The sequence below is a fragment of the Pseudomonas akapageensis genome (assembly GCF_011355085.1).
In the GTDB taxonomy this organism is placed as follows: Bacteria; Pseudomonadota; Gammaproteobacteria; order Pseudomonadales; family Pseudomonadaceae; genus Aquipseudomonas; species Aquipseudomonas akapageensis.
In genome coordinates this window covers 202733-229189 of record NZ_VXCP01000017.1, presented here as the reverse complement: position 1 = coordinate 229189, position 26457 = coordinate 202733, and the positions used below count along the sequence as shown (strand labels likewise).

The window sequence follows — 26457 nt, the reverse complement described above, 5'->3', positions numbered from 1 at the left end:
ACGGGCAGCAACGGGAGGCAACCGGCAAAGCCCGCGACAAAAGGGCACCGGGAAAGCAACAACCCACCCAGGCCCGCCCCGCCCAAGCCCTGTACAGCTGGCCGTTGGCCGGTGCCTTGCTGGCGAGCCTGCTGCTGGTGCTGCGCGAGCGCTGGCCGGACAACCCGCTGCAGCGCCTGCTCACCAAGCCGAACTTTCTGCAACCGCATCCCGAATGGCGCGCGCAGCTCAAGCGCCTGCGCCTGCGGAGGCGTCGATGATCGCGCTCTGGCCTCACTGGTTCCGGCCCTGGTGGCTGCTGTCGTTGCCCTTGCTCGGCTGGCTGCTCTGGCAACTCTGGCACCGACAGAAGCGCGCCGGGCGCTGGCAGATGATTCTGCCCAAAGCCTTTCACCCGGTGCTGCTCAGCGGTGGTAGCGGACACGACAGCAAACTGCCGTGGGTCGCCCTTGGCCTGGCCTGGCTGCTGACCGTACTGGCGTTGCTCGGCCCCAGCTGGCAACGGGTGGAACAATCCAGCCAGAAACCGGCCGACCCTCTGGTGGTACTGCTGGAGCTGACGCCGGAAATGCTCGCCAGTGATATCGCGCCCAACCGCCTGGAACAGGCCCGGCGCAAGTTGCTCGATTTGCTGGAGCGGCGCAGCGATGCGCAAACGGCAATCATCGTCTACGCCGGCAGCGCCCACACGCTGGTACCGCTGTCCGATGACCTGACCACCAGCCGCAACCTGCTCGAGGCGCTCAAGCCTTCGATCATGCCCGAGCCAGGGCACCGCGCCGACCTCGCCGTGCGCAAGGCCCTGGCCCTGCTCGCCCAGGGCGCGATCGGCCAGGGTCGAATACTGCTGATCGGTTCTTCACTGAATGAGCAGGAGCGCCAGGGCATCCGTCAGGCCCTCGGGCGTCAGGGCCCCGATTTATTGATGCTGGGCATCGGCACCGCCGAGGGTGCGCCGGTGGCGCAGGAGAACGGCGAATTCCTCAAGGATGCCCAAGGCGCGATTCTGCTGCCACGCCTGGACAATGCCAGCCTCAGGGCGTTTATCGGCGAGGTCGGCGGGCGCTACCGCCAGGCGCGCGTGGATGACCTGGACCTGCGCAGCCTGGGCCTGTTGTCGGGGCCGCAAAGCCTGCGCAGCAGTGGCCAGACCGTACAGCTCGACAGCTGGGCCGACCAGGGCTACTGGTTGCTTCTGCCGTTGTTGTTGCTGGCGGCCTGCGCCGGCCGGCGTGGCTGGTTGTTTTGCCTGCCACTGCTACTGTGCCTGCCGCAGCCCAGCTATGCCCTTGAGTTCCGCGATTTGTGGTTGCGTCCCGACCAGCAAGGCCAGTTTCTGCTCGAGAGGCAGCAACCGGCCGCCGCTGCGCGCCATTTCGAAGAGCCGCAATGGAAAGGCCTGGCCCTGTACGAAGCCGGCGACTATGCCGGCGCCGCGCAACAATTTGCCAAAGGCAGTAGCGCCAGCGCCCATTACAATCGCGGCAATGCCCTGGCCCGCAGCGGTGAACTGGAAGCCGCCCTCGACGCTTATGAGCAAGCCCTGGAGCTTCAACCTGACTTGCAGCCGGCGTTACAAAACAAGGAACTGGTTCAAGGCCTGCTGGACGCCAGTCGCCAGCAGGCCGCTGAAGAAGCCGCCAGGAAGGAACAAAGCGCCAATGAGCAGGCGGCGCAAAACGCTCAGGCCGAAGCCGACAGTGCCGCGCAGCAAGAAGCCGCTGCCAGCGAGTCCGAGCAGAAAAACAGTGAAAATAGCGACGAACAGGCCAAGCCTGCCCAGCCCTCGACCGATGCAGCCCAAAAAACCACCGGCGAAGGCACCGACGACGAGTCGACCACCCGTCCACCGCCACGCCCTTCCAGCAATACACTGGACGGTGAACAGCGCCAGGCACTCGAACAATGGCTGCGGCAGATCCCCGACGACCCGGCGGAACTGCTGCGGCGTAAATTCTGGTATGAACAGCAACAGCATCAGGAAAAAACCCGATGAGTCGCATCAGCGTCATTTTACTCAGCCTGTTGATCGCCCTGCAGGTCGAAGCCGCAGAGCTGGTCGCCAGTGTCGATCGCACGCGGCTCAATTCAGGCGAAACCGTGGAACTGACCCTGGAAACCCGGGATGTCACCCAGTTCGGCAAACCCGACCTGTCGCCCCTGGATGCAGTGTTCGAAGTTCGCGACACCCGCCAGGTCAACCGCCTGACCACCATCGACGGCAACACCCAGGCCACCACCCGCTGGATCATCACCCTGTTGCCGCGCCAGAACGGCACGGTGGAAATACCCGCGCTGCACCTGGGCGAGGCGCAAAGCCAGCCGATCAGCCTGCAAGTCATCCAGAGCGAACAGAATGCTGCCACCAGCCTGGCACCGGTCTTCATCGATGCCAGCGTGGACGAGAACAGCATCTACGTTCAAGCCCAGGTCATCCTGACCCTGCGCATCTATCACTCGGTCTCCCTGTACGACGACAGCAGCCTCACCCCGCTGCAGATTCCCGATGCCCGTATCGAGCAACTGGGGGAATCGCGGACCTATGAAAAACTCATCAATGGCGTGCGTCATGGCGTCATTGAAATGCGCTACGCGATCTACCCACAAAAAAGCGGCACGCTGATCATTCCTGCCCAGGTGTTCAGTGCCACGCCCGTGGAGACCAGCACGGGCCAGGACGCCAGCGCGCCCAGGACGGGCAAGCAGACCCGGGTCAGCTCCAGTGAAATCTCCCTGACGGTCAAGGCCAGACCCGCCGACTATCCGGCCGACCAGCCCTGGCTGCCGGCACGCAGCCTGAGCCTCAGTGAAAGCTGGAACCCGGACACGCCGCAGATCAAAGTCGGTGACTCCGTAACCCGGACCCTGACCCTGAAAGCCGACGGCCTTTCCAGTGCGCAATTGCCGCCCTTGCCCGCCACCGAAGCCAATGGCCTGCGGCGCTATCCGGACCAGCCGCAACTGAGCAACGAGAACAGTGATCGCGGCCTGATCGGCATTCGCGATGAACGTGAAGCGCTGGTCCCCACCCGCAGTGGTAACATCGAGTTGCCGGCACTGGAGGTGGTCTGGTGGAATACCCATGAGGATCATCTGGAACACAGCAGCCTGCCCGCACGCAGTCTGCACGTGCTGATCAACCCGGAGCTGGCGGTGGATACGCCGGCCAGCAGCGACAGCTCGATCCCCTCCAGCACCGCACTGTGGCCCTGGCAGCTGAGCACCCTGCTGCTGGCCTGCACCACCCTGCTGGGCTTCGGTCTGTGGTGGCGAGCACGCCGGCAACCGGCGATCCAGCGTGCAGCGCAGAGCGGGCCCAGCCCGCGCAGCCTGCTCGACGACATCAAGCGCGCCTGCCAGGCCAACGACCCGCAGGCCACCCGCCAGGCCCTCGATGCCTGGGCGCGCCAGCAACCGGAAACCCTGGCCGACATGGCGGCACGCTTCGTGCCCCTGTCCGATGCACTCGATGGCTTGAACGGTGCGCTGTACAGCGAAACGGGCCAGTATTGGCAAGGCGAGGAGCTCTGGCGGGCGATCGGCACCATCCCACCCGCAGAGCATATTCAGGCACCGGTCACCGACCCCAGCAGCCTGCCGCCGCTTTACCCTAAATGAACTCTACATTAAATAAAACTCGGCCCGGATCGACAGGATCCGGGCCCATGTTGCGGAACTCTTCATGCGTCTGTTTCACACCTCCGACTGGCACCTGGGGCAAAACCTGCATGGCCAGGAGCGTGACTTCGAACACGCCTGCTTCCTCGACTGGCTGCTGGGGCAACTGGCCCGGCGCCAACCGGATGTGCTGTTGATCGCGGGCGATATCTTCGACACGGTCAACCCACCGGTCAAAGCCCAGGAACGTCTCTACGACTTCATCGTCAGCGCCCATGAGCAGCAGCCCGGCCTGACCATCGTGATGATTGCCGGCAACCACGATTCCGGCTCGCGCATCGAACTGCCCGCGCCACTGATGCGTCGCCTGCGCACCCATGCCCTGGGCCGGGTGCTGTGGCTGGACGATGGCCAACTCGACGCCGAACGCCTGCTGATCCCATTGCCGGACGCCAGCGGCGAGATTGCCGGCTGGTGCCTGGCGCTGCCCTTCCTGCGACCGTCCGAGGTCACCGGCGCGCACCTGGGCGACGACTACCTGCGCGGCATCGGCCAGGTCCACGAATGGCTGATCGAGGCGGCGCTCAAGCAGCGCAAGCCCGGCCAGGCGCTGATCGCCGTCAGCCATGCGCACATGGCCGGCGGTTCGGTCTCCGAAGACTCCGAACGCAGCCTGATCATCGGCAACGCCGAAGCGCTGCCCGCCAGCCTGTTCGGCGCGGACATCAGCTATGTCGCCCTCGGCCACTTGCACAAGCCGCAACGGGTCAATGGCGAGGAACGCATACGCTACAGTGGCTCGCCGATCCCCCTGTCGTTTTCGGAAATCGGCTATCAGCATCAGATCCTTGAAATCGAGCTGGATGGCGCCGTACTGCGCAGCGTCGAGCCGCGCCTGATCCCCCGCGCCGTGCATCTGCAACGGCTGGGCCCGGCGCCGTTGTCGGAGATCCTCGGGCAACTGGCCGAATTGCCGGACGTCGACCTGCTCGACGATCCGCAGCGCCAGCCCTGGCTGGAAGTGCGGGTACGCCTCGACGAACCGCAACCGGACCTGCGCCAACAGATCGAGACCGCCCTGCAAGGCAAGGCCGTGCGCCTGGTACGCATCGCCGCCGAATATGCCGGCAGCCAGGGTGCCGACGGCGACGACAGCGCGCGCCTGATCGAGCTGGGCCAGCTGAGCCCGCAGGAACTGTTCAGCCGTGCCTGGGAGCAGGCCTACGGCAACAGCGTCGATGAGCAGACCCTGGCCGACTTTGCCCTGCTCCTGCAGGACGTCCAGCAGGAAGAGGAGCAGCCATGAAGATTCTTGCCATCCGCTTGAAGAACCTGGCCTCCCTGGCCGGCCCCTTCGAGATCGATTTCACCGCCGAACCGCTGGCCAGCGCCGGCCTGTTCGCCATCACCGGCCCGACCGGCGCCGGCAAGAGTACCCTGCTCGACGCCCTGTGCCTGGCGCTGTTCGGCACCGTGCCGCGGCTGAGCAGCATCGGTCGGGAAACCAAGTTGCCGGAGGTCGATACCGACATCCTCACCAGTGACCCGCGCACCCTGTTGCGCCGTGGCACCGGCAGTGGTTTTGCCGAAGTGGACTTCGTCGGCATCGACGGCCGCCGTTACCGCGCCCGCTGGGAAACCAATCGCGCCCGCGACAAGGCCACCGGCAAGCTGCAAGGCAGTCGCCAGAGCCTGCAGGATCTGGACAGCAACCAGTTGCTGAGCAATCAGAGCAAACGCGAGTACGAACAGCTGATCGAGGCCCGCCTGGGCCTGAACTTCGAGCAGTTCACCCGCGCGGTGATGCTGGCCCAGAGCGAGTTCAGCGCCTTCCTCAAGGCCGACGACAAGGAACGCAGCGAGCTGCTGGAAAAGCTCACCAACACAGCGATCTACAGCCAGTTGGGACGCCGTGCCTACAGCAAGAGCAAGGAAGCCGAAGAGGCACACAAGGCCCTGCTGGATCAGGCCAGCGGCATCACGCCAATGGCACCCCAGGACCGTGCCGAACTCGACCAGCGCTACACCGAGGCCCAGCACCGGTTCAAGGCGCAACAGGCGCAGCTGCGCCAGCTGGAACAACAACGCAACTGGCTTGCCGAACTCAAGCAATTGCAAGACCAGCAAGGCGCCGCTACCGAGCAACTGCACAGTGCCCAGCAACACTGGGAGCGGCTCCAGGCCGAACGCCTCAACCTGGCGCGCCTCGAACAGCTCGCACCACAGCGTCATCAGTTCGCCCGGCAACTGGAACTGGTCAGCCAGCTCGCGCCGCTGGCCGCCAGCATCGAACAACAACGCCAGCAACACAGCGAGCTGCAGGTTCGCCAACAACAATTGGGGCAGGACCTGGGCGCTGCCAGCGAGGCACTGAGCCAGGCCCTCGCCCGGCAGACGGAAAACGCCCCGCTGCTGCGTCAGGCCTTCGCCCTGCAGAACACGCTGGCGCGCCTTGAGCAGGAATCGAGCACAGGTACCGCGCTCTGCCAGCAGGCCGAGCAGGCCAGTGCCAAAGGCCAGCAACAGCTCCTGGCACTGACCGGACAACAACAGCGCAACAGCGAACGACTGAACCAGATCAGCGAGCAGCTCGACCAGAGCGCGCACCTGGCAAGCCTGGGCGACGCCTGGAGCGCCTATCGCAGTCAGCTGCAGCAATTGATGCTGATCGGCAACCGGCTCAACAAGGGCCGTGAAGAACTGCCCGGACTCAAGCAACGTGCCGACCAGGTGGCTGGTCAGTTGCAGGAACACCGTGCCGCCCTGGCACTGCTCTACCATGAAGCCGGTGCCGAACCCGATGCCCTGGCCGAGCAGATCGGCCTGCTGGGCACGCTGCTGCAGGACAACCGCAAACAACAGCGCGCGGTCGAAGAGCTGGCTCGGCTCTGGGCCAGCCAGCAGGAACTGGAGCAACGTGTCCAGGCCTTGCGTGAACGCCAGCAGGCGGCTCAGCAACATCGCGAACGGCTCATCAGCGAAGGCCTGCAAGGCAAGAATGAGCTGACGGCCGCCGAACAGGCGCTGAACATCACGCGACAATTGCTCGAGCGCCAGCGCCTGGCCCGCAGCGCCAGTGTCGAGGAACTGCGCGCGCAATTGCAGGATGACCAGCCCTGCCCCGTCTGCGGCAGCCAGGAGCATCCTTACCACCAACCTGAAGCGCTGCTGCAAAGCCTCGGACGCCACGATCAGGACGAAGAGGCCAGGGCCCAGCGCGTCGTGGATGGGCTCAAGGACAAGCTCGACGAACTGCGCGCGCAGCTCGGTGGCGTGAATGGTCAGATCAAGGAGTACCTGCACCAGCAAGAGCAGTTGGCCAAGGAGCAGCAAGCGCTGGCACCAAGCCTGGAAGCGCACTCACTTTATCCACAACTCGCCGACCAGGACGCCAGCGCGCGTTCGACCTGGCTGGAGCAGCATCTGCGTCGCCTGAACGACAGCATCAGCCGCGACGAGCAACGGCAGAACACCCTGCTGACCCTGCAAAAGGACGCCGCGCGACTGCAGCAACAACTGCAGGCCACAATCGACGCCAGCCAACAGGCCGCCCAGCAGCTGAGCCAACAGCAGCATGCACTGAGCGCCGACGAGGAACGCCTGGAACAGGAGCTGGCGAGTTTTGCCAACCTGCTGCCGGCCGACATCCTTCAGGCCCTGTGCCAGGAACCCGCTGCCACCTTCCTGCAACTCGACCAGCAACTGGCCCTGCGCCTGGAACTGCAGGATCGGCAGAAGGACGAACAGCAGGAACACGGCGAACGCCAGCAGCAGTTGGAAAAAGCCCAGCTGCTGCAACAGACGCGGGTCCAGAAACAGGAAGAACTGCAACAGCAGGTCGCAGCGCTCGGCAATCAGATGCAACAGACCCGCGAGGCCCTGGCTGCGCTGATCGGCGAGCACAACAGTGCCGAACACTGGCAGCACCAGCAAGAGCTGCGCGTAGAGCAGACCCGCGACGCGGAAGCCACGGCCAACCGGCAATTGCAGGAGGCCCTCGCCCAGTCCATCGAGCAAGCGGGCGAACTGAAGGCCAAAGAGGAACGACGCGACGCCCTGGAACGGGAAAACCGTCAGCTGGACAGCGCCATTGGGCAATGGCGCCAGAGCCATCCGGAGCTGGACGATGCCGGGCTGGCACAACTGCTGGCGGTCGACGACGAGCAGTTGAACCAGTTGCGCCAGCGCCTGCAAAGCGCTGAAAAAGCCATCGAGCAAGCCCGGGTGCTGGTGCAGGAGCGGGAACAGCGCCTGCAGCAACATCAGGCCCTGGCCAGTGGCGAGCTGCCGACGGAGCCACTGGAACAGGCCCTGAGCGACCTGCAACAACAACTGGTCGCCAGCGAACAACAGTGCGCCGAACTCCGTGCCGAACAGGCCGACGACCAGCGTCGCCAGCAGGCCAACCAGGCCCTGGCCGAACGCATTGCCCAGGCCTATGGAGAATGGCAGCGCTGGGCGCGACTGAACGCGCTGATCGGCTCGGCCACGGGCGACGTTTTCCGCAAGATCGCCCAGGGCTACAACCTCGATCTGCTGGTGCACCACGCCAACGCCCAGCTGCGGCAACTGGCCCGGCGCTACCGGCTCAAGCGCGGCGGCAGCCTGCTCGGCCTGCTGGTACTCGACACCGAAATGGGCGACGAGCTGCGCTCGGTGCATTCGCTGTCCGGTGGCGAAACCTTCCTGGTTTCCCTGGCCCTGGCCCTGGGCCTGGCCTCGATGGCCTCCAGCACCCTGAAGATCGAATCCCTGTTCATCGACGAAGGTTTCGGCAGCCTCGACCCCGAATCCCTGCAGCTGGCCATGGACGCCCTCGACGGCCTGCAGGCCCAGGGCCGCAAGGTCGCGGTGATCTCCCACGTGCAGGAAATGCACGAACGCATCCCGGTACAGATCCAGGTGCGCCGCCAGGGCAACGGCTTGAGCAGTGTGGAGGTCAGCGGATGATTCTTTACTCCTTCCGCCGTTGCCCTTATGCCATGCGTGCGCGCATGGCGCTGCGCTACAGCGGCTGTCCGGTGGAAATCGTCGAAGTCAGCCTCAAGGCCAAGCCGGCAGAAATGCTGGCCTTGTCGAGCAAGGGCACGGTTCCGGTATTGAGCGTTGACGGGCAGGTGATCGATGAGAGCCTGGAGATCATGCGCTGGGCACTTGCACGCAACGACCCGCAGGACTGGCTACTGGGTGACGCCCCCGAAGCCCGGCTGCACGCCGACCGGCTGATCAGCGAAAACGATCAGGTATTCAAAGTGCATTTGAATCACTACAAGTACGCCGATCGCTATCCGCAACACTCGCTTGAGCACTACCGCGAGCAAGCCTGCGGTTTTCTGCAAACGCTCGAGGAGTGCTTGCAGCAGCAAGCGTATCTGTTCGCCGATCACCCGAGCCTGGCCGACATCGCCATCATGCCCTTCATCCGCCAGTTCGCCGCCGTCGACCCCGACTGGTTCGGGCAAGCGCCATACCCACGCTTGCAGGACTGGCTCAAGGGATTGCTCGAGTCGTCGCTGTTCAAGGCCATCATGGCCCGTTGAATCAAACCGCCGCCGGGTCCGCCACCGGAATGCAACGTGGCAACACGGAGCAATCGAGCAGGAACGGTCCGGCGATCACCTGCCGCGGCTTGCTCGGCGGCGTGCCGGCCAGCATGCCGTGCGCCTTGGCATTCTCGATACTGTGGGCGATGTTGTGATTGGACTCGATACCCTTGGCCAATGAGCCCGCCGAGGCCTGCCCTACCCCGAGCAGAGAGTCGCCATTGGTGAGCACTGCCAGAAAGGCGGCCACCCAAAGTCTTGTCCCTTTCATACGCCCACCGCGAACTGAGTCGAGATAATCGCGGCGAAGATAACGGCGAGGTACAAGGCAATGACCAGGTAGGCGCCAAGCTTTGCGGAATGAAGAATTGAACTGGCCATGGGGATCTCCGGGGGCGTCTGTCTTGCCCACAGAATCGATCAAACCCAGCTCAATGAGTAGCAACCTATGTTAATGGTCGCTATCGATTTCATTGATCCAGATCCCGCTGCTCAGCGCTGGACCACGCTGGCTTCTCGGTCGCGCACGGCATCGCCTTCCAGCGTGGCAGCCAGAATGGGTGTGGAATAGAGAAACAGAACGACAGTCGCGATACGCCAAATCATGCTTCGAATCCCATAGCGAGATAGAGTCAATATTTCAGCGTCAAATTTAAGCACATGGCTATGTGCCAGTGCCAAGGGTATTTCACCGTCGCGACAAAATAGGTCGAAGGTCTGTCTGCGCGAGTGCTCTGGTCAGGTTCAAGCGAGCATTCGCGCAGGCAGGCGGTTGTGTTCAGTGTTGGGCTTTGTGATCGAGTGCGGCGTAGAAGTGGGCGCTTTTCTGCAGGTATTGCTGGGTGTAGCTGTGGGTACCGGTTTTTTTGTCGTTGATTTCGACCTGAGCGCTGGCGGGCAGTGCGACGGTAGCGGAGATGGCCGATGCAGCGATAACGGAGAAGATATTGAAGTTCATGGCATTAACCCTCGAAGTCTTTGGTTTGAATGCATGCCCGGTTGGGCCGTGAATCAAACTTACGCCGCGAGGTTCATCGATAGAAATGCATTGGAACAGTAGCGAATATCAGCGCCATTAATAGATGAATTTCAGGTCCGACGGTGAGTCGATTGCCAGCTTCTGCACCGTCTTGCCCAGCAGGCCCGTGCGCGGATCCCGCTTGAGTACGGTGATCTCGTTGCTCTTCTGATTGGCAATCAACACGAACTTCCCGCTTGGATCAAGGCTGAACTCTCGCGGATGATCGCCTTCCACCGAGCGCCGCTGCAAGGGTTTGAGCTGGCCGTTGCCCGGTGCAATGGCAAAGGCCAGCAGCTCGTTGGCCGTGCCACGATTGCTGACATAGAGAAACCTGCCGTCGGCAGAAACATGAATCGCCCCGCCCGCCTTCGCCACCGTGTCCGGCGCATCGGTCAACGCCATGACCTGACGCTGCACCAGGTTACCGCCCTGATAATCGAAAACCGCCACCTGGGCACTCATCTCCAGCGTCAGGTAGGCCTGCTTGCCGTTCGCCCCGAACACCAGGTGTCGCGGCCCGCTACCCGGCGGCAAGGCCACTGCCGGCGGGTTGGCGGGAGTCAACGGATGCGTTTTATTCAGCGGGTCGAAACGGTAGACGAACACCTTGTCGGCACCCAGATCACAGGCAAACACATAACGGCCATCCTTCGATGACACGACCGAATGCACATGGGACGAAGCTTGCCGCTCAGGGTTGACGTGACTGGCCTCATGGTTTTCCTGTTGCACCACGGCCGACAACTTGCCATCGGCCGCCACTGGCAGCACGACCAGGCTGCCCCCGAGCTCGGGTTTCACCGCATAGTTGGCGACGAACAGATACGTCTGATCTTTGCTCAGGCTCGAATAGGTCGGTTCATCACCCAGGCTTTGCACCTGATTGATCGGGCTCAGTTCATGGGTTTTCGGGGCGATGGCGAAACTGCTGACCCGTCCGACCGGATCTGCCTGGCCAGGTCCGTTTTCGTTGACCACGAACAGATGTTTTCGATCACGGGACAGGGTCAACCAGGACGGGTTGGGGCTTTTAACCACCTGCAGCGGCTGGCTGGAAATCCGGCCTTTGTTGCTGTCGAAGCGATAGCGGTAGATGCCTTCGCTGCCACCCTGGGTGTAGGTCCCCACCAACAGGTCGTATTCAGTCGCTGCAGCATGCTGGGCAATCAGTCCCAGGGCACCGATAAGCAAAAGAGGGATCAGTAAGCGCTTCATCAAGTCGTTCCTCGCAGGCCCTTTCAACAGACAAGGATTCTGCGAGGCAGTTGGCAACCATCACGAAGGGACTTATTCCTCTTCGCTGTCGTCATCGCTGGCAGAAAAGGCGCTCATGCAGACTAGCTGGTGATTGCCATTGGCGGCGTTGATCAGCCATGCCTGTTGGGTTGCATCGAAAGTTGCTGCCTCGATTTCGGCCGGGGTGAAAAACCAGCGTTTCATGTCGCGGCCGTCCATGGACTCGATGCGCAGCCCTCCCTCCTCGGGCTGGGTGAAATCGAAGGCATGCAGGCCATCGATCAACAACATGTCGCAGGCATCAAGAACATCGAGCAGGGAATCGGTAGTACCAGTCATGACAAACAATCGCTTGGGGGTAGCCGGGCATTATACGCCAGTAAATCGGCAGTGAGGCCATCGCGGGGAAGCCCGCTCCTACAGGGTACGCTCCTCTCGTTCCCACGCTCTGCGTGGGAATGCCGTGTCAGACGCTCTGCGTCGAGCCGTGCGAGCGTGACGCGGAGCGTCTCGGAATGCATTCCCACGCGGAGCGTAGGAACGAGGTGGGGGCACAAAAAAAACCGCAGCCTGGGCTGCGGTTTTTTATTTCTGAGCTAATCAGTGAGCAAACAACGACCCACCCACCTTGCCCGCCAGTTTCTCCGGCTTGATCAGGAACCGGGCCAGCGCCGGCAACAGCCACAACGCACCGAACATGTTCCAGAGCAGCATGAAGGTCAGCATCAGGCCCATGTCTGCCTGGAACTTGATCGCCGAGAAGATCCAGGTCGCCACGCCGATGGCCAGGCACAGGCCGGTGAACAGCACGGCTTTACCGGTGGATTTCAGCGTCTGGTAGTAGGCTTCCTGCAACGGCATGCCGGCACGCAGGAAACTCTCCAGGCGGCTGTAGATATAGATGCCGTAGTCGACACCGATACCTACGCCAAGCGCTACCACCGGCAAGGTCGCCACCTTCACGCCGATGCCCATGAAGGCCATCAGGGCGTTACCCAGCACCGAGGTCAGCACCAGCGGCAGAACGATACACAAGGTTGCCGCGAACGAACGGAAGGTGATCATGCACATCACCGCCACGCAGATGTACACCAGGATCAGGATGGTCAGTTCCGACGACTTGATCACTTCGTTGGTGGCCGCCTCGATCCCGGCGTTACCCGCGGCGAGCAGGAACTCCAGGCCTTCCTTGTTGTTCTCCTGGGCGAACTCCTTGACGGCCTTGACTGCGCGGTCGAGGGTCTCGGCCTTGTGGTCGTTGAGGTAGATCAGTACCGGCGCCAGCGAACAGTCGTTGTTGTACAAGCCATCGGCGCGAGCGATGGAGTTGTTCAGCACATCCGGGTTACGCGACAGGGATTCCCATTTCAGGTTGCCCTCGTTCATGCCCTTGATCATCTGCTTGGACACGGTCACCAGCGAGACGGCCGATTGCACGCCCGGGGTGTTCTGCATCTTCCACATCAATTCATCGATCGGGGCCATGGCCGCATAGGTCGAGCAACCTTCGGCCTTGGTCTTGACCATCACCACCAGCACGTCGGAGCTGGTCGAATAGTTGTCGATGATGAACTGGTTGTCCTTGTTGTAGCGCGAGTCCGGACGCAGCTCCGGCGCACCCTGGTCGAGGTCGCCGATCTTCAGGTTCTGGCTGTACCAGAAGCCGCCGCCGAAGGCGAGCAAGGCCAGGACGATGGACACAGGCGCCACCTTGGGACTGGCGAATTTTGCCAGCAGGCGCCAGAACGGATGCTCGCGGGTTGCATCCTTCTTGCTGCGGGTGATCGCTCTTTTACTGATACCGACATAGGAAATCGCAACCGGCAGCAGGATCAGGTTGGTGAACACGATCACCGCCACACCGATCGATGCGCCGATGGCCAGTTCGCGGATCACGCCGATATCGATGATCAGCAAGGTGATGAAGCCCACGGCATCGGCAAGGATCGCGATCATGCCCGGCAGGAACAACTGCCGGAAGGTACGCCGGGCGGCCGTCAGGGCGTTATCGGCATCACTGGACTGCAGGGCGATACCGTTGATCTTCTGTACGCCATGGGAGATACCGATGGCAAAGATCAGGAATGGCACCAGCATCGAGTAAGGGTCCAGGCCGAAGCCGACCGCATGCATCAGGCCCAGCTGCCAGATCACCGCCACCAGGGTGGTGATCAGCACCGCGATGGTGCTGCGGATGCAGCGGGTGAACCAGTACAGCAGCACCAGGGTAATCATGAACGCGATGCCGAAGAACGCCACCACCATGATCAGGCCGTCGATCAGGTCACCGACCTTCTTGGCGAAACCGACGATGTGAACCTTCACATTGGGGTTTTGCACCTGGAACTTGTCACGGATCTTCTCTTCGAGCTGATGGGAGAACTGCTGGTAGTCCAGCTTCAGTAGCTTGCCCTGATCTTCCGGGTCCGGGTAGGACTCGAGCAGCGGCACGTCGACGATGCTCGACTTGAAGTCGTTGGACACCAGGCGACCGACCTGTCCGGACTTGAGCACGTTGTTGCGCAGGTCTTCGAGGGTGTCGGCCGAACCGTTGTAAGTCTGCGGGATCACCTCGCCGCCGGCGAAGCCTTCCTCGGTCACTTCGGTCCAGCGTACGCTCGGGCTCCACAGCGACTTGAGGCCGGAACGGTCCACGCCGGGGATGTAGAACACCTCGTCGTGAATCTGGCGCAGGGTCTCCATGTACTCCTTGCTGAAGATGTCGCCATCTACCGCTTCGACCGAGATACGCACGGTGTTGCCGAGGTTGGCCAGGTCATTGCGGTGCTCGATCATCTTCTGGATGAAGGGGTGCTTGAGCGGGATCATCTTTTCGAAGCTGGTCGAAGGTCGGATCAGCGTGGCCTGGTAGAACAGGAAGGCACTGACCAGCAGACAGATGAAAATCACTACCGGGCGATTGTTGAAAATCAGGCGCTCGAGAAGGGTCGCCTTTTCTTGTTGCTGGTTATTCATTGGAAACTGCTCCGGACCTGTCATTGCTGGCTCCTTTCGGCGCCGGTGGCCGCCGCAACACGCACGCCCCCCTGTCCGACCAGGATCAACTCGTCACCGTCTTTTGCCGCAACCCCGGCCAGCGAGATGCGGTCCGGACGGTTGTAAACGCGGAAGCTGCGGCCATCGTCGCTGCTGCGCAGCACACTGCCGCCGTTGCCGACCAGGACCAGCGAACCGTCCTTTAGCAACGTGGCGCCGGACAGGCCGAATTCGAGCGAGCCGCGGGCCCCCTTGAGCTCTACCTTTTCCCAGGTGCTGCCGAAGTCGCTGGAGCGGTACAGGTTGCCGCGCAGGCCATAGGCCAACAACGTCGAAGCCTGGGCCGTGCCGACCACACCGAACAGCGACCCCTCGTAGGGCCCGTCAACGCGTTCCCAGGTCTGGCCCCAGTCGGCGGAGCGGAACATGCTGCCCTGCTCGCCGACAATGAACAGACCGGCGTCTTTCACTGCGGCAATGCCGTTGAAGTGATACTGGTCTTCGTTGTCGATGCGGTCGCTGACATCTTCCCAATGCTTGCCGCCATCGGTGGTTGCCAGCAACGCGCCATAGGCGCCCACGGCATAACCGCTGCTGACGTCCTTGAACCAGACATCGAGCAACGGGGCTTCGCGTTTGAGGTCTTCGTATTGCTTGGTCCAGGTGGCGCCGGCATCGCTGCTGACGAGGATCTGCGCGTCGTGCCCGACCGCCCAGCCATGGCTGGCATCGACGAAGTACACCGCCGTCAGCAATTGCCGGGTCGGCACCTTGGCCTGGGTCCAACTCTGACCCTGGTCGTCGGAATAGAGGATGTGACCACGATCGCCCACGGCAACCAGGCGTGCGCCGGCTTGCGCCACATCGAGCATCAGCCCGTGTTGCGCCTTGGTCGATTGAATGGAATAAACGGCATCAGCGCTCTGCGCTGCGTGCACCGGCAGTACGATGGCGGTGGCCGAAAGCACACCGATCAACGACAACGCAGCAGTACGCAAGACGCCTCTGTGAAATGCCGACGGGCGCTTTGCCCCCATCTGGATTACGGGCCCAGTGCCAGCCATCACAGGCTCACTCATAGACTTGTCCCCGATTATTGTTATTTGGGTATAGCCGCAGGTTGCGCCTGGATTGCTCCGACTTCCGCCTGCTTTGGCTGGAAGCGGCAATCTAGAGCCCCTCGGTAGTTACCCCAATCCTATCGGGCTTTGCAAACGGAAAACAACGAATACGACGTTATGATTTGTTAAGAGCGCGCAGTGGCCTTTTGCCAAGACGCACTGGATAAAGGGCTGCGGCGGTGCTGGGGCCATTTTTCAACCCGACCATTGCGCCCGGATGAATACCAGCCCATCAACCAGGCCAATAAAAAAAGGCCCTTTCGGGCCTTTTTCTCACAAGCATCCGTCTCACGCGAGACTCTTGCTCACCACCTCGAACACATCGCTGGACAGCTCACCGGAGGCCAGGATGCGCTCCAGTTCAGCGCGCATCAGTGCCTGACGGGCGCTGTCGTATTTACGCCAGCGGGTCAAAGGCGCCAGTTGCCGCGAGGCGATCTGCGGGTTGAAGGCATTGAGCTCGATGACCAGGTCGGCGAGGAAGCGATAGCCCGTACCATCGGCAGCATGGAAATTGATCAGGTTCTGCCCGGCGAAGGCACCGATCAAGGCGCGGACCTTGTTCGGGTTTTTCAGGTTGAAGGCAGGATGCTTCATCAATTCCTGAACGCGCTGCAGGCCACCCGGCAAGGTACTGGCTGCCTGCACGCTGAACCACTGATCCATGACCAGGGGATTGTCCTTGAAGTGATCGGCGAAGCTCGCCAGGGCCTTGGCCTTCTCATCGGAGTACGGCGAGTTGACCAGCACCGCCATCGCCGTCAAGCGCTCGGTCATGTTGTCACAGCCGTCGAACTGCTCCAGGGTCGCGGCCAGCACTTCGGGCCTGGTGCTGAGCATCAGGTAGGACAACACAATGTTCTGCAGGCTGCGCCGGGCAAAGTGCTCGGCTTCGGCCACGTAGGCGGTCTGCTTCGAGATGTCGCGATTGGCCTGGTAGCGCTTCCACAGCGCATCGAACAGCGAATCGGCCAGCTGCATGCGGGCAAACTCGCGCGCGGCGTGGATGGCATCGACATCGGCCACTTCGCTGATTTCGGTGAGGTAGGCTTCGCTGGGCAGCGAAAGCATTTCGGCGACCATGGCCTGGTCCAGCTGTTCGTTGCCCAGGACGCTGGCGAGCGCCTTGACCAGACGCTGGTCGAGGACCAGTTGAGCACCTTGCTGGTACTGCCCGATCAACTCCTGCAGCACCTGTACCGACAGTTGCTGGCCCGCTTCCCAGCGATTGAAGCCATCGCTGTCGTGTTGCATCAGGAACATCAACTGATCGCGATCGTAAGGGAAGCTCAGCTTGACCGGCGCACTGAAGCCGCGCAGCAACGAAGGCAATGGCTTTTCGTTGATATCGACGAAAGTGAAGGTCTGCTCGGCTTCGGTCACCGATAGCACGCGAGTGGTGCCGGCGGTGGCGGTTTCACTCACAAGACGCAGGGCCAGTTCGTTGCCCTGGCCGTCGAGCAAGCCCACTTCCACCGGGATCACGAACGGCTTTTTCTCGACCTTGTCCGGGGTCGCCGGGCAGCTCTGTTGGAACGTCAGGCTGTAGGTCTTCGCTGTGCTGTCGTAGTGCTCGCTGACGACCAGACGGGGCGTGCCGGCCTGGCTGTACCAGCGCTTGAACTGGGTCAGGTCGACGCCGTTGGCGTCTTCCATGGCCTTGATGAAGTCATCGCAGGTCACGGCCTGGCCGTCATGGCGCTCGAAGTACAGGTCGCTGCCCTTGCGGAAACCCTCGGCACCGAGCAGGGTGCGAATCATGCGCACCACTTCCGAACCCTTCTCGTAGACGGTCAGGGTGTAGAAGTTGGAAATCTCGATGAAGCTGTCCGGGCGTACCGCATGGGCCATGGGGCCGGCATCTTCGGCGAACTGGTGGGTGCGCAGATAAGCCACGTCTTCGATGCGCTTGACCGTGCGCGAGTTCACGTCGGCGGAGAATTCGGCATCGCGGAACACCGTGAAACCTTCCTTGAGCGACAGCTGGAACCAGTCGCGACAGGTCACGCGGTTGCCCGACCAGTTGTGGAAATACTCGTGGGCGACCACCGCTTCGACACGCTGGTGCGCCGCATCGGTGGCCGTCTCGGCGCGGGCCAGCACGCAGCTGGAGTTGAAGATATTGAGGCCCTTGTTCTCCATGGCCCCCATGTTGAAGTCGTTGACCGCAACGATCATGAAGATGTCCAGGTCGTATTCGCGGCCGTAGACCTCTTCGTCCCAGCGCATGGACTTCTTCAGGCTGTTCATGGCGTGCTGGCACTTGTCGATGTTTTCCGGCTCGACATAGATGCGCAGGGTCACTTCACGCTGGGACATCGTGGTGAACGCGTCTTCCACGCACCACAGGTCGCCGGCCACCAGGGCGAACAGGTAGGCCGGTTTCATGAACGGGTCTTCCCAGGTCGCCCAGTGCCGCCCGCCTTCGTCCGGCCCGCTGGCAATCGGGTTGCCGTTGGAGAGCAGCACCGGGTAGCTGTTCTTGTCCGCGCTGAGCGTGGTGGTGAAGCGGCTCATCACGTCCGGGCGATCGAGGTAATAGGTGATCTTGCGAAAGCCCTCGGCTTCGCATTGGGTGCAGAACATGCCGCTGGACTTGTACAGGCCTTCGAGCGCGGTGTTGGTTTCCGGGTGGATGCGCACGCTGGTGTCGACAGTGAACTGTGCCGCGGTGGGCTGCAGGGTCAGGTGATCGTCGCTCAACTGATACTGACCGGCCTCAAGCACCTGGTCGCCCATGGCGAGCGACAGCAGTTCCAGTTGCTGACCGTCGAGCACCAGTGGCGGCAACCCCGGGCCACGCGCCGGATTACGGCGCATGACCAGTTGCGCGTGGACCAGGGTGTGGTCATCGAACAATTCGAAGGTCAGGTGCGTCTCGTCGATCAGGTACTCAGGCGCCTGATAGTCCTTGAGGTAAATCACTTGCGGCTGTTCTGTACGCATGCTGAAGTCCTTCTACTGATGCACGGCGAGCTGGTAGGCCGTGTACTTGCGGATATTGATCACACCGGTATCGAAGATCAGGTACTGGCCCTTGATCCCCAACAACGTGCCCTCGGCCACCGGGTTCTTGTCCAGATTGAAACTGACGATCTTGCCCGGATATTCCTGAACCGGATAGCGGATCTCGATCGGGTCGACATCGTGCACGGGCTGGATGGCTTGCAGGCCAAAGCGCGCCTGCAACTCGACAAGGCCATCGGCGCAGGTCGAGAAGAGCTGCTCACGCACCGCCGGCAGATCCACCGATTCGGCATCGCCCTTGAGCAGCGCGCGCCAGTTGGTGCGGTCGGCAACCTGGGAACGGAACAGGTCTTCGACCAGCCCCGACTGTTGCCGGGTCGCCACACGCATGATCGGCAGGGCCTGGCTGGCGCCCTGATCGAGCCAGCGGGTCGGCAATTGCGTGGCCCGGGTGATGCCCACCTTGATCCCCGACGAATTGGCCAGATACACCACATGGTCGGTCATGCAGAACTGCTCGCCCCACCCCGGCTCGCGACAGGTGCCGGCGTCGTAGTGACACTTTTCCGGGCTCATGATGCACACATCGCACTGGGCCAGCTTGCTCATGCAGGGGTAGCAATAGCCCTGGCTGAAGCTGGTCTTGGTCTTGCGCCCGCAATGGATGCAGTGAATCGCGCCCAGGTACTCCAGGCGCAGGGTCTTGCCGATCAATGGATTGACCGGCACCTCGCTGTCGCCCAGGCGAAAACCGTACTGCACCACAGGCCCGTCAAGACGCGCCGACATTTTGCTGAGGGTACCGCGACCAATCTCGATCAATGGACGGCATCCGACTTGAACAGGATATTGGGCACCGGTGCCGACTTGGAGCTGCACTCCTGCGGGCCCATGTAACCGGTGCGCTGATCCTCGGGCAGGTGCTGCATTTCCCAGGCGATCATGGCCTGCAGCGAGAGTTCGCGCTGCTCGGCGGTGAGCTTGCGGCCATCGGGCCACTTGCCGATCTCCACCGCCAGTTTCAGGCTCTGGTAGATGTCAGGGGTGATGTTTTCGATCATTTCAGCAAAAGAGGACATAACTTCTCCAAATTAGGCGGTCAGTTTACGCCGCGCCAGAGCCCCACCCAAGAGGCCCGTCAAGCAACCGACCAACAACCCGCCGACATGCGCCGCGTTGGCGATCTCGCCGAAGCCGAGCATGCTGATCAGGCCGGACATGCACAGCACCAGCCAGACCAGCATCATCACCAGTACCCCTCGGGGCATCTGGAACACCGGATCAGGCGCCAGCCATTGATAGATCCAGATATGCCCCAGCAGGCCATAAAGCACGCCGGACAGGCCACCAAACAGGCTGGGCCCGCCGAACAGGTACTGGGCGTAATTGGAAACCAGGCTCATGACCAGGGTCAGGCCCAGCATCGACCAGCCCCCCTGGCGCAACTCGACGCGGCGGCCCAGCTCCCAGTACCACATGGCATTCATGGCCAGGTGGAGGATGCCGAAGTGCACCAGCATCGGCGACACCAGGCGCCACCATTGGCCGGCGGCCAGGCTCTCGGCCAGCGGAGTGAAATAGATGTATTCACCCCCTACGCGGAAATCGAGGAAGGTCAGCCAATGCAGGGTCTGGAGATTGTCGCCGAGCCAGGTCAGCCCCGCGACGACCAGGCACAACAGCAGCACGCCCGTGGTGATGGGGCTGCTGCGCATCTGTGCAACGAAGCCTGGCCGGCTGCGTTGCTCGCGCACGGGCAAGTCCGCCAGTTCGTTGTCGATATCGCCCTGGGGAAAGCGCTGATAGAGCTGGCGGATATCTTCAGCCAGCTGTTCGTTGGCCACCCACAGCACCTGATCACCGCCCTCCTCGCTGACCCGGTGCGGCACCTGCAGGCGGCGCAACAAGCCGACGAAGCCGCTCAGGTCGATATTCAAGGGCAGGCGAAATACTGGCACCGGGCTCATTGCAAGACCTCCGGACGTTCCACATCGACCCAGACGAACTTGCGCGGATCGAGCCGGGTTTCCTCATCGAGCCGGTAGGCGACCAGTTTCCCGTAGAGCACCGCACTGTAGTCCAGGCAGGCCAGGTTGGGTCGGATCGGCGCCGGCTTGCCGCTGCGCCAATAATGGCCGACGAACAGCATCGGTTCGTCGAGGCCATAACGCAGCAGTGCGTTCTTCTGACTGGCGCTCAGCGGCGTACGGGCAACCTGCTCGGGCAAGGCGTCGGGCTGGAACACGATATCTCCATAGGTTTGCGGGTCTTCTTCCCAGAATTTGGTGCGAAAGAAGGCCCGCGTCAGGCCGTCGCCGCCGGTCAGCGTAAGGCCGTCCGGCAGGCGCATGTCGGTGCCGCGCAGCAAGCGGTCGAACACCGTACAAGCAAAACTGCCCGGCACGGCGGCGGCCTGGAGGAAGTGTTGGTCGATGCAGCCGTTGGCATGGTGGGCGCGCAACGAATCGATCAAGCCGCCATCCCAGCAGGCATGCACCAGGCGGAAGCGACCGGCATCGAGGAACAGCGGCAGTTCGTAAAACCATCCGAGAAAGTCATGCCAGTCGCCCGGGTGCTGGTCGAACTGGGTCAGCGTGGCCTCGATCAGGCGAGCATGCCGCGGTGTGTGCTCGCGCACATACTGCTTGCCGCTTTCAGGGGGCGCCGCCGTGCTCCAGCCCAGGGCATTGAACTCATGGTTGCCCATGATGCAACGTGCCTGGCCGGCTTCGACCATGTCATGGACGATGTGCAAGGCTTCGCGAATCCGTGGGCCGCGATCGATGATATCGCCCAGAAACAGCGCCATGCGTTGCGGGTGCCGCCAGACACCACCCTGGCGGCGATAACCGAGCATGTCGAGCAAATGCTCAAGGGTATGGGCGCAACCGTGCACGTCACCGATCAGGTCGTAGCTACGCGCGGGATCGAGCATCACTCGCCTCCACCGCCCAATCGGCTACCCCAGCCAAGCTTGGTACGACAGACCTCATAGTAATTGTGGTCCAGCGGATGGATCAGGCGCAGCTTCTGCGGTTTCTTGTTGATCGTGATGGTATCGCCCGGCGCGCAGGTGAAATGATTCTGGCCATCGCAGGAGACTTGCGGGTAGATCTGCATGTCCTTGGATACCACTATCTTCAGCTCGCTGTTGCCGTCGACCACGATCGGCCGGCCCGACAAGGTATGTGGATACATCGGCACGATGACGATGGCATCGAGCTTGGGGTGCATGATCGGGCCGCCGGCCGACAGCGCATAGGCGGTGGAACCGGTCGGCGTGGCGACGATCAGGCCGTCGGCCTTCTGGCTACAGACGAACTGGCCGTCGATGTACAGCTCGAATTCGATCATTCGCGTCGATTTGCCGGGGTGCAGCACCACGTCGTTGAGCGCATCGCCCTGGCCGATGGCCTCACCGTGCCGGCGCACTTCGGCCTGGAGCAGGAAGCGATTCTCCACCAGGTAATGGCCGTCGAGCACCTCGGCGACCTTGACCTCCAGTTCGTCGGGGCGGATATCGGTCAGAAAGCCCAGGCTGCCGCGGTTGATACCCAGCACCGGCGTGTTGTGGCGGGCCAGCGCACGGGCAGCGCCCAGCAGGCTGCCGTCACCACCAACGACGATGACCAGGTCGCAGACCTCACCGAGCATTTTGCGCGAAGACGTCTGCAGGCCGTGGCCGGGCAGCACTTCGGCGATGGTGTCCTCGAGGATCACGTGCAGGTGTCGTTCCAGCAGGAACCTCTTCAGGCGGCGAATGGTGTCGAGCACCTGGGAGCTGCCGAGACGGCCGATGATACCGATATTGCGAAATTGCTCCATGGGGCTCCCGCTGGGTCTGGGCCAGGCGCATAGGCGTGATACGCCAGCCAAAGAAGTAGATTATGGGGGAAAGCGCCGGGTAGCGGCAAACCCGGGACAAAATGCTGAATGCCCGCGCACAAGGGGCTATGCTCGCAGCATGAGCCTGTTTCCCAGCCTGACCGACCTGCCCCGCCAACTCCGCCAACCCCATGTGCGCGATCTGGCGTGGGTGATTCTTGCCCCACCGATGCTCAGCGTCACCCCCTGGACCCAGCGTCATCCCTTGAGTGGCAGCGACTGGGTCGACCAGCCGACGCAGCTGGCGCAGTGGCTGTTGCAACTGGATGAAGACAGCAGCGACCTGCTGGACTGGCTGTCCCAGGGCGCGACCCGCCGCCTGGGGCTGTATTACGAGCGGTTGTGGCAATTCGCCCTGAAACAGGCCCCGGGGGTGGAGCTGATCGCCGCCAACCTGCCGATCCGCAAGGATGGGCATACCCTCGGCGAGCTGGACATCCTGCTGCGCGACCGCGACGGCGTGCATCATCTGGAACTGGCAATCAAGCTCTACCTCGGGCCGCAGAACGGCGACGGCCTGGACCCGGCCCACTGGCTCGGCCCCGGCTGCCATGACCGCCTGGACCGCAAGCTGGCGCACCTGGCCGACCATCAGCTGCCGATCTCGGCTCGCAGCGAAAGCCGCGAGGTGCTGGCGGCACTGGATATCGGCCAGTTCAGCGCACAGTTGTGGTTGGGCGGCTATCTGCTCTACCCCTGGCCCGGCCATGCCGATTCCCCCCAAGGCGCCAACCCGCAGCACCTCAAGGGTCGCTGGCTGCATCAGCGCGATTGGCCGGCCTTCCATGCCCAAAGCCTGCCCGGGCGCTGGCAGTTGCTGCCCCGCCATGCCTGGCTGGCACCGGCGCATTACCCGCTCGAGCAAACCTGGACACCCGAACGCCTGGAGCAATGGCTTGCAGCCCTCGATCCCTTGGCCCCGGCGCAACTGCTGGTGCGCTTGAGCGAAAATGCCGAGGGTGACTGGGAAGAAGCCGAGCGACTGTTCCTGGTTTCGGACCTGTGGCCGAACGTCCCTGGTACGGCCTGATCAGAGCGACAAACGCAGCGCCAGTGCTGCCAATGTCACCAGCAACACCGGTACCGTCAGCACGATGCCGACCTTGAAGTAATACCCCCAACCGATGTGGATGTTCCTGCGCTCGAGCACGTGCAACCAGAGCAAGGTGGCCAGGCTGCCAATCGGCGTGATTTTCGGCCCCAGGTCACTGCCGATCACATTGGCATAGATCATTGCCTCCTTGACCACGCCCGTGGCCTGACTGGCATCGATCGACAGCGCCCCGATCAGCACCGTGGGCAGGTTGTTCATGATCGAAGACAGCAAGGCCGTCAGGATCCCGGTACCCATGGCCGCCCCCCAGACGCCCTGCCCGGCGAAGCGGTCGAGCAGCAGGGCGAGATTGGCGGTCAGGCCGGCATTGCGCAAGCCGTAGACCACCAGGTACATCCCCAGCGAGAAAATCACGATGTGCCAGGGCGCCTCCTTGAGCACTTTGCGCGTCGAGATCTTGTGCCCCCGACCGGCGATGACCAGCAGCACTGCCGCACAGACCGCGGCAATGGCACTGACCGGAATGCCCAGCGGCTCCAGCGCGAAACAGCCGAGCAGCAGGATCAACAGCACCAACCAGCCGGCAACGAAGGTTGCCGGATCGCGCACGGCATCGCGCGGTGGTTCAAGCTGTGCAGGGTTGTACTGCTCCGGTATGTCACGCCTGAAGAACCACAGCAGAATGCCCAGCGTGGCTGCCACGCTGACAAGGTTGACCGGCACCATGACTGCCGCATAGCGATTGAAGCCGATGCCGAAAAAGTCGGCCGAGACGATATTCACCAGGTTCGACACGATCAACGGCAGGCTGGCCGTGTCGGCGATAAAGCCCGCGGCCATGACGAACGCCAGCGTCACCGCCGGCGAGAAGCGCAGGGCCAGCAACATCGCGACCACAATGGGCGTAAGAATCAACGCCGCGCCGTCGTTGGCGAACAGCGCTGAAACCAGCGCGCCGAGCAGCACAATATAGGCGAACAACCGGCGCCCGCTGCCACGCCCCCAGCGTGCGACATGCAGGGCTGCCCAGGCGAAAAAGCCGGCCTCGTCGAGCAGCAGGCTGATGATGATCAGGGCGATGAAGGTACCGGTGGCATTCCAGATGATATGCCACACCAGGGGGATATCGCTGAGCTGGACCACACCCGTGAGCAATGCCAGCACCGCGCCCAGTGTCGCGCTCCAGCCCACGTTCAGGCCTTTTGGCTGCCAGATGACCAGGGTAATGGTCAGCAGAAAGATCATGGATGCCATCAGCACGGGTAGATGCCTCGAAAAAAAGGCGGATTCTAGCGACAGATCAACGGGCTTGCGCTTTTTATTGGTTAAAGTAGGAGCACGGCGACACACAAGATCGCAAGTCTGGGAGAAATGGACGATGAGTTGGAAGAACACCGAGGAGCGCTATGGAAGCCTCTCGATCAGCTTGCACTGGCTGATGCTGCTGTTGATCGCAGTGACCTACGCCTGTATCGAGTTCAGGGGCATCTTCCCCAAGGACAGCCCGGGCCGGGCCTTGATCAAGGACATGCATTTCATGCTCGGCCTGACCGTGTTCGTGCTGGTCTGGCTGCGCCTGGCTCTGCGCCTGTTCGGCCCCACGCCACGTATCGAGCCCAAGCCTTCGGGCTGGCAGATGCTGCTGGCGCATTTGATGCACTGGGGCCTGTATGCCTTGATGATCGGCATGCCGATCGCTGGCTGGATGATCCTCAGCGCAGCCGACAAGCCCGTGCCCTTCTACGGGTTCGAATTGCCACCGCTGATCGGGGCGAACGATGACCTGGCCGAAGAGATCGAGGGCTGGCATGCGCTGGGTGGCACCATCGGTTACTGGTTGATCGGGCTGCATGCAATTGCCGGGCTTTATCATCATTACGTGGTGCGCGATAACTCGCTGTTGCGGATATTGCCCAAGCGCTGAGCGGTCGCTCCGCGTGGGAATGCATCCGCAGACGCGCAGCAAAGTGACGCTGGAGCGTCAGACTCTGCATTCCCACGCAGAGCGTGGGAACGAGGAGCATGTCTTTACAGGAGGCGACTGACCGCATGGCGATCATCGCCTTGCAACCCGCCCGTATGCACAAAGATCAACCGTGAACCCCGCTCGAAAGCGCCCGCCTCGACCCGCTCACGCAACGCCATCAACGCCTTGCCCGTATACACCGGCTCCAAAGGCACCCCAGACTCCGCCTCGCTTGCCCGCATAAACGCCAACAAACCCGCATCCGCCTTGGCAAAGCCACCCCGGCTGGCATCGATCAACTCATAAACGGCATTCCCCGACGGCACCAGCGCCTCGACATTGCCGGCAACCCCATGATCACCCGGTACTGCAACGGCGCCATACACCTTGTGCGCACCTTGTTCGGCCAGCACCAGCCCGGCCAATGTGGTGCCGGTGCCCGCCGCCAGCCACCAAGCGTCGTAATCAGCCCAACCAAGCGCCGCCAATTGGCTGCGTGCCTGCTCGAGGATCAACAAGCAACCCTGGGCGCCCAGCGGTCCACCGCCACCCTCCGGCACAGCGTGCCAGCCGGGATAGCGCTCCAGCCAGGGCAGCCAGAAGCCAGGTTGATGCCGCTCCCGATAACCACCGTAGCCGAGCCAGTGCAACTGCATGCCGAAGGCTTGCAGGTCGCGCACGGTCGGGTTTTCCTGGGCATGCCCGCGCAACAGGCCGGCGGTGGCGAAACCGAAACGCTGGCCGGCCGCCGCCAAGGCATGCAAATGATTGGAGTGAGCACCGCCCAGGCTGATGATGCCGGCTGCACCGCTGTGCTGGGCAAGGCGCAGATGTTCGAGCAACTTGAACCATTTGTTGCCGCTGATCAGCGGGTCGATTCGATCCAGGCGCAGCACCGCCACCTCGACTCCGGCTCGTTCAAGCCAACCGAGCGAAAGCCGCTGCAAGGGCGCAGAGGGAAGACAGTCGAAGGATTCGAGAAGGGAAAAGGACACTGTGGTTTTCTTGCGCGAACGGAAACGCACAGTCTAACAGCGCAGCGACGCCCC

21 protein-coding genes and 1 pseudogene are annotated in these 26457 nt (G+C 62.4%); 8 read left to right on the top strand and 14 right to left on the bottom strand.

The features are described 5' to 3' along the window. From F2S13_RS14535 to F2S13_RS14510, 6 genes and pseudogenes are all read left to right on the top strand, one after another. Positions 1 to 260: pseudogene (locus F2S13_RS14535) on the top strand (BatB protein); the annotation flags it as partial. Then, a complete protein-coding gene (locus F2S13_RS14530) occupies positions 257 to 1996 on the top strand; it encodes a VWA domain-containing protein (protein ID WP_166361918.1) in 1740 nt (579 codons plus the stop codon). The pseudogene F2S13_RS14535 and the gene F2S13_RS14530, both read left to right, overlap by 4 nt. Continuing rightward, complete coding sequence (locus F2S13_RS14525; protein WP_166361916.1) at positions 1993 to 3618, top strand: BatD family protein; 1626 nt, start codon at positions 1993 to 1995, stop codon at positions 3616 to 3618. Before F2S13_RS14530 ends, F2S13_RS14525 begins: the two co-directional genes overlap by 4 nt. Positions 3619 to 3682: 64 nt before the next feature. Next, positions 3683 to 4924 (top strand): exonuclease SbcCD subunit D C-terminal domain-containing protein, encoded by a 1242-nt coding sequence (locus tag F2S13_RS14520; RefSeq protein ID WP_166361914.1) that lies wholly within the window; start codon positions 3683 to 3685, stop codon positions 4922 to 4924. Beyond that, positions 4921 to 8568: an AAA family ATPase gene (locus F2S13_RS14515; protein ID WP_166361912.1), complete on the top strand. Its 3648-nt coding sequence runs from the start codon at positions 4921 to 4923 to the stop codon at positions 8566 to 8568. Before F2S13_RS14520 ends, F2S13_RS14515 begins: the two co-directional genes overlap by 4 nt. Next, positions 8565 to 9158, top strand: a complete 594-nt coding sequence (locus F2S13_RS14510) for a glutathione S-transferase (RefSeq protein ID WP_166361910.1) — start codon at positions 8565 to 8567, stop codon at positions 9156 to 9158. Before F2S13_RS14515 ends, F2S13_RS14510 begins: the two co-directional genes overlap by 4 nt. Before the next feature lies 1 nt (position 9159). On the opposite strand, the gene F2S13_RS14505 is transcribed toward F2S13_RS14510, so the two are convergent. The 12 genes from F2S13_RS14505 to F2S13_RS14450 all read right to left on the bottom strand — a co-directional run bounded on the left by F2S13_RS14505 (position 9160) and on the right by F2S13_RS14450 (position 22328). Beyond that, complete coding sequence (locus F2S13_RS14505; RefSeq protein ID WP_166361908.1) at positions 9160 to 9432, bottom strand: hypothetical protein; 273 nt, start codon at positions 9430 to 9432, stop codon at positions 9160 to 9162. Between the two features lie 507 nt (positions 9433 to 9939). Next, complete coding sequence (locus F2S13_RS14500; RefSeq protein WP_166361906.1) at positions 9940 to 10119, bottom strand: hypothetical protein; 180 nt, start codon at positions 10117 to 10119, stop codon at positions 9940 to 9942. A gap of 117 nt (positions 10120 to 10236) precedes the next feature. Continuing rightward, positions 10237 to 11400 carry a lactonase family protein gene (locus F2S13_RS14495; RefSeq protein WP_425500230.1) on the bottom strand — a complete coding sequence of 388 codons (1164 nt, stop codon included), beginning with the start codon at positions 11398 to 11400 and terminating at the stop codon, positions 10237 to 10239. 69 nt (positions 11401 to 11469) lie between these two features. Further along, complete coding sequence (locus tag F2S13_RS14490; protein WP_166361902.1) at positions 11470 to 11757, bottom strand: DUF5629 family protein; 288 nt, start codon at positions 11755 to 11757, stop codon at positions 11470 to 11472. Positions 11758 to 12018: 261 nt separating this feature from the next. Then, a complete protein-coding gene (locus F2S13_RS14485) occupies positions 12019 to 14394 on the bottom strand; it encodes an efflux RND transporter permease subunit (RefSeq protein WP_166361900.1) in 2376 nt (791 codons plus the stop codon). A 20-nt stretch (positions 14395 to 14414) separates the two neighbouring features. Continuing rightward, positions 14415 to 15494 (bottom strand): WD40/YVTN/BNR-like repeat-containing protein, encoded by a 1080-nt coding sequence (locus tag F2S13_RS14480; protein WP_166361898.1) that lies wholly within the window; start codon positions 15492 to 15494, stop codon positions 14415 to 14417. Positions 15495 to 15824: 330 nt separating this feature from the next. Further along, positions 15825 to 18482, bottom strand: a complete 2658-nt coding sequence (gene pepN / locus F2S13_RS14475; RefSeq protein ID WP_166361896.1) for an aminopeptidase N — start codon at positions 18480 to 18482, stop codon at positions 15825 to 15827. Between the two features lie 12 nt (positions 18483 to 18494). Continuing rightward, entirely contained in the window at positions 18495 to 19325 is an 831-nt protein-coding gene (locus F2S13_RS14470; RefSeq protein WP_178119013.1) for a DUF2797 domain-containing protein, read from the bottom strand. Then, complete coding sequence (locus F2S13_RS14465; protein ID WP_166361892.1) at positions 19322 to 19582, bottom strand: YeaC family protein; 261 nt, start codon at positions 19580 to 19582, stop codon at positions 19322 to 19324. Before F2S13_RS14465 ends, F2S13_RS14470 begins: the two co-directional genes overlap by 4 nt. A gap of 12 nt (positions 19583 to 19594) precedes the next feature. Then, positions 19595 to 20470, bottom strand: coding sequence for a rhomboid family intramembrane serine protease (locus tag F2S13_RS14460; RefSeq protein ID WP_166361890.1), 876 nt, complete (start codon positions 20468 to 20470; stop codon positions 19595 to 19597). Beyond that, positions 20467 to 21441 carry a metallophosphoesterase gene (locus F2S13_RS14455; protein WP_166361888.1) on the bottom strand — a complete coding sequence of 325 codons (975 nt, stop codon included), beginning with the start codon at positions 21439 to 21441 and terminating at the stop codon, positions 20467 to 20469. Before F2S13_RS14455 ends, F2S13_RS14460 begins: the two co-directional genes overlap by 4 nt. Further along, positions 21438 to 22328 carry an NAD(+) kinase gene (locus F2S13_RS14450; RefSeq protein ID WP_166361886.1) on the bottom strand — a complete coding sequence of 297 codons (891 nt, stop codon included), beginning with the start codon at positions 22326 to 22328 and terminating at the stop codon, positions 21438 to 21440. The genes F2S13_RS14455 and F2S13_RS14450 overlap by 4 nt, the downstream gene beginning before the upstream one ends. A gap of 139 nt (positions 22329 to 22467) precedes the next feature. On the opposite strand from F2S13_RS14450, the gene F2S13_RS14445 reads away from it, so the two are divergent. Next, positions 22468 to 23418 (top strand): DUF1853 family protein, encoded by a 951-nt coding sequence (locus F2S13_RS14445; protein ID WP_166361884.1) that lies wholly within the window; start codon positions 22468 to 22470, stop codon positions 23416 to 23418. Here the strand turns inward: F2S13_RS14445 and F2S13_RS14440 are convergent, their stop codons facing one another. Next, positions 23419 to 24702, bottom strand: a complete 1284-nt coding sequence (locus tag F2S13_RS14440; RefSeq protein ID WP_166361882.1) for an arsenical efflux pump membrane protein ArsB — start codon at positions 24700 to 24702, stop codon at positions 23419 to 23421. It lies immediately after the preceding gene. A 118-nt stretch (positions 24703 to 24820) separates the two neighbouring features. Between F2S13_RS14440 and F2S13_RS14435 the strand changes: the two genes are divergently transcribed. After that, positions 24821 to 25366 (top strand): cytochrome b, encoded by a 546-nt coding sequence (locus F2S13_RS14435; RefSeq protein ID WP_166361880.1) that lies wholly within the window; start codon positions 24821 to 24823, stop codon positions 25364 to 25366. 104 nt (positions 25367 to 25470) lie between these two features. On the opposite strand, the gene F2S13_RS14430 is transcribed toward F2S13_RS14435, so the two are convergent. Then, positions 25471 to 26403, bottom strand: a complete 933-nt coding sequence (locus F2S13_RS14430; RefSeq protein ID WP_166361878.1) for a pyridoxal-phosphate dependent enzyme — start codon at positions 26401 to 26403, stop codon at positions 25471 to 25473. Positions 26404 to 26457: the final 54 nt, after the last annotated feature.